We start from the raw sequence: 7397 nt of genomic DNA, 5'->3' as shown, positions 1-7397 counted from the left end.
GAGCGGAAAACGAGACTCGAACTCGCGACCCTAACCTTGGCAAGGTTATGCTCTACCAACTGAGCTATTTCCGCATCATTTCTACAACCGTTCATCATTTTCCCGATTGCGAGTGCAAAGGTAGTCCTTTTTTTGAAACTACCAAAACTATCGGGCATCTTTTTTGAAAAAAAGTGACATTTTTGAGTGAAGCCATTTCGCCGCCCCAAGGCACTCCTGCCGCATTTTCGAGCGGAAGAAGTTGGAAATGAAGACTTTTTGAGAGGCAAAAGAAAGCCTTTGCATCCTTCAAAAAAACGCAAGGACGTTTGAACGAAAACGTACTTGCGTTTCAATCCAAACGTCCTTGTGTTTTGACTCAAACGCACTTGCGTTTGAACTAAAACGCCTAAGCGTTTTCCAGCAAACGCTTAGACGTTTTTAAACAGGGTCAACACATCCGGTCACGATAGTCTTCATAATGGAAAGTACGATACACTTCCAGTTCGCCGTCGGTATGCAGAATGGCTATCGACGGATGGTGGATACCATTGAACATGTTCGTCTTGACCATGGTATAGTGAATCATGTCTTCAAACACAATCCGCTCACCCACCTGCAGCTCGTGGTCGAACTTCCAGCTTCCCATGTAGTCCCCGCTCAGACAACTGTTTCCGCCCAGGCGATACACATGCTCTTCTTTCGGAGCGGTTTTCACGGCATCAGCCGGCAACGACTCGGCATCACGCACCCGTGGCTGGTAAGGCATCTCCAGACAGTCGGGCATATGACAGGTGAAGCTGACATCGAGAATGGCTGTCCGTATGCCCCGGTTTTCTACCACATCGACTACAGAGGCTACCAGCGGACCTGTCTGCCAAGTGAAGGCCGAACCTGGTTCCAAAATGATTTGCAAGTGCGGATAACGTGATTTCAGTCCTTGCAGCAGGCGAATCAGGTGGTCCACATCGTAATCGGCCCGTGTCATCAGATGACCTCCCCCTAAATTCAGCCATTTCAGCTGCGGGAACCAGCGACTAAACTTCTCCTCAATATGCTGAAGCGTGCGCTCCAGTTCATAGGAACTCGATTCGCAATGGCAATGACAGTGGAACCCTTCGATTCCTTCCGGCAACTGATCCGGTAACTGATCGGCCGTCACTCCGAAACGGGTGCCCGGTGCACAAGGGTTATACAATTCCACCTCCACTTCCGAATATTCGGGATTGACACGGATACCGCAGGACACCGGTTCCGGATTCGCCTTGACCATCGGATAGAATCGTTCGTACTGTGACAGCGAGTTGAAGGTGATGTGGCTGCTGTATTTCAGAAAAGCCGGAAAGTTCTGTGCCGTATAAGCCGGCGAATAGGTATGCGCCTTGCTGCCGAATTCTTCAAAAGCCAAACGAGCCTCGTATTCGGAACTGGCCGTGGTGTAACGGATGTATTCCCGGAATATCGGGAACGATTTCCACATGGCAAAAGCTTTAAACGCCAGAATGATTTCCACACCTGCCGTATCGGCCACGTGCTTGATCAGCGTAAGATTCTTTCTCAGCAACTCCTCCTCCATGACATAACACGGAGAGGGTATCTTGTCCCAGTCTTTTATCATTGTCTTTCTTATTTATTTGTTTCATCAATTATTTTAAAACGGGCGAACTTCAACAACAACTGTTTCACCCCGGCATGCTGGAACTGCACCGTCGCCTTGCAGTTGTCTCCGCTGCCTTCTACCTTGGTCACTTCTCCCTTGCCGAAACGTTCGTGCTCTATCCACATACCCGCCGACAATCCTCCAGCCGACGGACGTGACGGCATAGCCGATGGAGCTGCCTCGGGAATCCGCCGCAACGTACGAGGAGGCACAAAGCGATGGGGTTCTTCCGGCATCGGACCTCCGTCGAACATCGACGGCCCGCTTTCACGAGGTTCACGTTCGTAAGAAGCGCGACTGGCCTCCTTCCGGAAACGGCTGGCCGTCTCCTCAATGCGTCCGGCCATTAGTTCCTCCTGCGGCAGTTTCAGGTAACGCACGTCAATATCTTTCAGGAAACGACTCGGATTACAGAACTCCATCTTGCCATACTTGAAACGGCTCTTGGCGTACGACAGGTAGCAGTGGTCTTCTGCCCGGGTGACGGCTACATAAAACAGGCGGCGTTCTTCCTCCAACGCCCGATAAGATGCCGACGACAGCGGACTGGGAAACAGATTCTCTTCCATCCCCACCACAAACACATTGCGGAACTCCAGTCCCTTGGCTGAATGGATGGTCATCAGCGTCACCTTCGACTGTGTTTCTCCCTTGTCTTCATCCTGGTCGGTCAGCAAGGCAATCTCCGACAAGTAATCGGTCAGCAACAGATGGGGATTCCCCTCCTCCTGTCGTCCCTCACAGAAGTCTCGCATACCATTCATCAATTCCTCGATGTTTTCCTGCCGGCTCAAGTTCTCCGGCGAGCGGTCCTGGTAAATCTCCGCCATGATACCCGAACGACGTACCAGTTCCATGCCCACCGTATAGGCATCCTTTTCCTGAGCCATCGTCACGAACTCCGCAATCAAATCGCGGAAACCCTGCAACTTGGTGTGGGTACCCTTGTTCAAGGTCAGTCCATAGCTCAGCGGTTCGCACAACACCTTCCACAAACTTACCTGATAACGGGTGGCCGCCTCCACCAACTTCCCTAATGTAGTATTCCCGATACCCCGTGCCGGATAATTGATGACCCGCTTGAAAGCCTCTTCATCGTTCGGATTCACCACCAATCGGAAATAAGCCACAACGTCTTTCACTTCCTTGCGCTGGTAGAACGACAGTCCCCCATAAATACGGTACGGAATGCCACGCTTTCGCAACGCCTCTTCAAAAATACGGCTCTGGGCATTCGTACGGTACAGAATGGCACAATCGTGATAAGCATAGTCTTCCTTTGCATGCAACTGCACAATCTTATTGGCCACAATCTCTCCTTCTTCCACGTCGCTGTAGGCCGCAAACACGCCGATAGGCTCTCCTTTATCTTTTTCCGAGAACACCTCTTTCCGAATCTGGTCGCGGTTTTTCGCAATCAGGCTGTTGGCCGCATTGACGATGGTCTGCGTGGAACGGTAATTCTGCTCCAACTTGAACAAACGAGCATTCTTATACGTATGAGTAAAGTTCAGGATATTATCGATATTAGCTCCACGGAAGGAATAGATGCTCTGTGCATCATCGCCCACCACGCACACGAACTGCTGTTTCTGCGTAAGCTGGAGCACAATGCTGTGCTGGGCAAAGTTCGTATCCTGGTACTCGTCCACCAAAATATAACGGAAACGGGCCGCATACTTGTCGCAGATGTCAGGACGCGTGTGGAACAGCAAATAGGTGTACAGCAGCAAATCGTCGAAATCCATGGCATCACTCTGCCGGCAGCGGTTCCAGTAACGCGCATAAATTTCCCGCACCAACGGCACTTTCGCTGCCTGGTCCGCCTCCACCAGTTCGGCATTCGCCGCGTATGCCTCCGGCAGCACCAAGTGATTTTTGGCCTGACTGATGCGTCCCTGTACCATACCCGGCTTGTATACCTTGTCGTCCAGGTTCATTTCCTTGATAATGGTCTTCACCAAGCTCTTGGAATCCGTCGCGTCGTAAATCGTGAAATTGGACGTAAAGCCCAGCGCTTCAGCCTCCGCCCGCAGGATACGAGAAAAGATAGAATGGAAAGTCCCCATCCAAAGATATCGGGCACGCTCCGGCCCCACCTGACGGGCGATACGCTCCTTCATCTCGCGGGCCGCCTTGTTGGTAAAGGTCAATGCCAGGATGGACCACGGTTCATATCCGTTGTCCAGCAGATAAGCTATCTTGTAGGTCAGCACGCGCGTCTTTCCAGAACCGGCTCCGGCAATTACCAGGGAGGGTCCTTCATTGTACATCACCGCCTCGCGTTGACTGTCATTCAGTTCATTCAAATAATCTGTCATACAGGTTTAAATATTTCCGTCGCAAAGATAGCACAAATCCGGCAGTGTCCTATTACATTTTCTCACCTCAGCCAAAACATTTTCCTCATTCTGTTGTTATATGATAGGAGTAAATACAATTACCACATCGTATTAAGGTTATAAGAGAAAGGGAGGCTCAACGGTTGTCCAACCAGCTGAGCCTCCCTCTTTTCTATCTGTTATTTTATTTCGACATCAGTTCTTAAAGCTATGAATCGGAGCCGGAATCCGTCCGCCACGGTTCACGAAAGCCTCACAGCTGTAACGGTTGACTGGCATTACCGGAGCATATCCCAGCAAGCCGCCGAATTCCACTGTATCGCCCACTTCCTTGCCTACAACCGGAATCACGCGCACCGCTGTGGTCTTCTGGTTCACCATTCCAATGGCTGCCTCATCAGCAATTATACCCGAAATCGTAGCGGCAGAAGTACTTCCCGGAATGGCAATCATATCCAAGCCCACAGAGCAAACACAAGTCATGGCTTCCAGTTTCTCAATGGTCAAAGCACCAGCTTCTACGGCATCAATCATTCCCTGGTCTTCACTGACCGGAATAAAGGCACCGCTCAGTCCGCCCACATACGAAGAAGCCATTACGCCACCTTTTTTCACCTGGTCGTTCAGCAAAGCCAAAGCAGCCGTGGTGCCCGGAGCTCCCGGATAATCCAATCCTATTTCCTGCAAGATTTCAGCCACACTATCGCCCACCGCCGGCGTCGGAGCCAATGAAAGGTCGATGATACCGAACGGTACGTTCAAACGGCGTGAAGCTTCCTGTGCTACCAACTGTCCCACACGGGTAATCTTGAAAGCCGTACGCTTGATAGTTTCACAAAGCACTTCAAAACTTTTTCCGCGAATCTGTTCCAAGGCATATTTTACCACGCCCGGACCGCTGACACCGACATTAATTACCGCATCCGGTTCGGAAACCCCGTGGAAAGCACCTGCCATAAACGGATTGTCGTCAGGAGCGTTGCAGAGCACCACCAGTTTGGCACAACCCAACGAGTCGCGTTCCTTGGTCATTTCGGCCGTTTCCTTGATGATTTCACCCATCAGTCTCACCGCATCCATGTTGATACCCGTCTTGGTAGAACCTACATTCACGGAACTACAGATACGCTCCGTACAAGCCAGCGCTTTCGGAATAGAACGAATCAGCAATTCATCGCTGCGGCTCATTCCTTTAGAAACAATCGCAGAATAACCGCCAATAAAATTGACCCCCAGTTCTCCGGCCACCTTGTCCAAAGTTTTGGCAATCTGCACATAATCATCCGGCGTCTTGCAGGCCGTTCCCCCCACCAATGCAATCGGTGTGATGGAAATTCGCTTGTTCACGATAGGAATACCAAATTCCTTGGAAATGTCCTCTCCCGTTCTGACCAGGTCTTTTGCCAGTCCGGTAATCTTATTGTATATATTCTGACAAAGCACCTCCAGGTTGCTGTCCGCACAATCCAACAGGTTGATACCCATCGTAATGGTACGCACATCCAGGTTTTCCTGCTCAATCATCTTGTTGGTTTCAAGAACCTCTGTTATATTGATCATACCGTTTCTCCTTTTCGTTAGATACGATGCATTTTGTCAAAGATTTCCTCACGCTGGCACTTAATCTGTACACCAATCTTCGTACCGACTTCCGTCAGTTCTGTCACAACCTGTTCAAAAGGTTTTTCCAGCTTGGTCATGTCCACAATCATCATCATCGTGAAATATTCCTGCACAATAGTCTGTGAGATATCCAGAATATTCACTTTGTTTTCTGCCAAATAGGTACATACCTGAGCAATAATACCCACGGTATCCTTTCCTACGACTGTAATAATAGCTTTGTTCACCATTGTCTTTTTAAATTTTTTGTTTATGTTTCGCAAAGGTAGAAAAAAGCTTCAATATGTCACTCTCTCAGAAAGATATTTTTCTGAAAATATCTATTGATATTAAAAGAACGACATTTTGAAACACATTGCAGACCTATGCCTCCTCTCAGAGCCCTTTTGCCTTTGCCTCGTTCCAGATGGCATCCATCTCTTCCAGCGACATATCATTCAGATTCTTTCCTTCCTTGATGGTATGTGCTTCCAAATAATTGAAACGGCGGATAAACTTCTGATTGGTCCGCTCCAACGCATTGTCCGGATTGATTTTATAGAGCCGGGCTGCATTGATCAAGCTGAACATCACGTCACCGAACTCGGCCTCTGCCTTGTCTTTGTCCATCTGACCTACTTCTGCCTCAAACTCTCCGATTTCTTCTTTTACCTTGTTCCACACCTGCTCACGTTCTTCCCAATCGAAGCCTACGTTGCGGGCCTTGTCCTGAATACGATAGGCCTTAATCAAGGAAGGAAGAGCCTCGGGCACACCGCTCAAGACCGACTTATTGCCGTCCTTTTCCTTCAGTTTGATTTGCTCCCAGTTCTCAGACACCTGCTCTGCGGTTTCTGCCTTCACTTCTCCAAACACGTGCGGATGACGGAATATCAGTTTGTCGCACAACTTGTCGCACACGTCCTTGATGTCAAAGTCGCCGGTCTCACTGCCAATCTTGGCATAGAACACCACATGGAGCAACACGTCGCCCAATTCCTTGCAGATGTTTTTCTTGTCGTCCTTCATCAGGGCATCACAGAGTTCATACACTTCTTCAATGGTGTTCGGACGCAGACTCTCGTTGGTCTGTTTACGGTCCCACGGGCATTTCACCCTCAACTCGTCCAACACGTCGAGCAGACGTCCGAACGCTTCCAGTTTTTCTTCTCTTGTATGCATGATTAAATTCTTTCCGTTTTTGCCCTGCAAAGGTACGACAAAAAAACAAAATCTGCGATATATTCTATTTCATCACTTCTTCATCAATTCCACCTGCCAGTTTACTTCCAGCGGATTGTTCGCCATCCGCCAGATGATGGGCAGCGACGGGTTGTCCCATATCCACATCTCTCCACCTTCGTAACGGTCGACCACGTGGAGCAACGGACGTCCGGCATTCTTCTCCGACGCATCTTCCGCCCGGTCATAGATTGTGTGGTTAAAATCCATGCTTCCGGTCTCCTTCAACTGCTTCAATGCCTTCTGTGACACTACATATACAGTTTCCGCATCCGATAACTGCAAGTGATTTCCATCTTCCGGCTGCAAAAAGCACAACTGGCTTCCACTTTCCAAGGCCTTCGGTGTCATGGTATAACTGCCCGACTGCCAGTGCATGTTGCGTTCTATACCCCAATTCATCTGCAAGCGGTCACCCTGTTCACAGAAAACCACCTGATAACGGCGGGTCTGTCCGTGCAACTTAAACACGAACTTCAATGTGTCTGACACTACGGTCTGTGCCGGCAGCATGCCCGTACCCAACAGGCATGCCGCAAAAAAACCGATAAGATATTTCTTTTTCATACGCA

Annotated in this window: 6 protein-coding genes and 1 tRNA gene; all 7 read right to left on the bottom strand. The window is 49.5% G+C overall.

All coding sequences use genetic code 11. From position 1 onward, the window contains the following. Window position 1: 1 nt before the first annotated feature. A tRNA-Gly gene (locus RDP42_RS04300) sits at window positions 2–74 on the bottom strand. A 356-nt stretch (window positions 75–430) separates the two neighbouring features. Next, entirely contained in the window at window positions 431–1597 is a 1167-nt protein-coding gene (gene nspC, locus RDP42_RS04295) for a carboxynorspermidine decarboxylase (protein WP_374046913.1), read from the bottom strand. Between the two features lie 8 nt (window positions 1598–1605). Continuing rightward, window positions 1606–3960, bottom strand: a complete 2355-nt coding sequence (locus RDP42_RS04290) for a UvrD-helicase domain-containing protein (RefSeq protein ID WP_308762679.1) — start codon at window positions 3958–3960, stop codon at window positions 1606–1608. A gap of 216 nt (window positions 3961–4176) precedes the next feature. Then, window positions 4177–5541 carry a PFL family protein gene (locus RDP42_RS04285; RefSeq protein WP_308762678.1) on the bottom strand — a complete coding sequence of 455 codons (1365 nt, stop codon included), beginning with the start codon at window positions 5539–5541 and terminating at the stop codon, window positions 4177–4179. Between the two features lie 17 nt (window positions 5542–5558). Continuing rightward, window positions 5559–5831 (bottom strand): ACT domain-containing protein, encoded by a 273-nt coding sequence (locus RDP42_RS04280; RefSeq protein ID WP_303915970.1) that lies wholly within the window; start codon window positions 5829–5831, stop codon window positions 5559–5561. Window positions 5832–5979: 148 nt separating this feature from the next. Then, a complete protein-coding gene (gene mazG / locus RDP42_RS04275) occupies window positions 5980–6765 on the bottom strand; it encodes a nucleoside triphosphate pyrophosphohydrolase (RefSeq protein WP_303915964.1) in 786 nt (261 codons plus the stop codon). Window positions 6766–6837: 72 nt separating this feature from the next. Further along, entirely contained in the window at window positions 6838–7392 is a 555-nt protein-coding gene (locus RDP42_RS04270) for a hypothetical protein (RefSeq protein ID WP_308762677.1), read from the bottom strand. Window positions 7393–7397 lie beyond the last annotated feature (5 nt).

This window comes from uncultured Bacteroides sp. (genome assembly GCF_902472605.1).
Lineage (GTDB): Bacteria > Bacteroidota > Bacteroidia > Bacteroidales > Bacteroidaceae > Phocaeicola.
This window is presented reverse-complemented; position numbering and strand designations above follow the sequence as displayed.

What these genes read in the sequence shown, in the direction of transcription:
- mazG (WP_303915964.1), bottom strand. Translation starts at nt 6,765, where the DNA reads ATGCATACAAGAGAAGAAAAACTGGAAGCGTTCGGACGTCTGCTCGAC.
- nspC (WP_374046913.1), bottom strand. Translation starts at nt 1,597, where the DNA reads ATGATAAAAGACTGGGACAAGATACCCTCTCCGTGTTATGTCATGGAG.
- RDP42_RS04270 (WP_308762677.1), bottom strand. Translation starts at nt 7,392, where the DNA reads ATGAAAAAGAAATATCTTATCGGTTTTTTTGCGGCATGCCTGTTGGGT.
- RDP42_RS04290 (WP_308762679.1), bottom strand. Translation starts at nt 3,960, where the DNA reads ATGACAGATTATTTGAATGAACTGAATGACAGTCAACGCGAGGCGGTG.
- RDP42_RS04285 (WP_308762678.1), bottom strand. Translation starts at nt 5,541, where the DNA reads ATGATCAATATAACAGAGGTTCTTGAAACCAACAAGATGATTGAGCAG.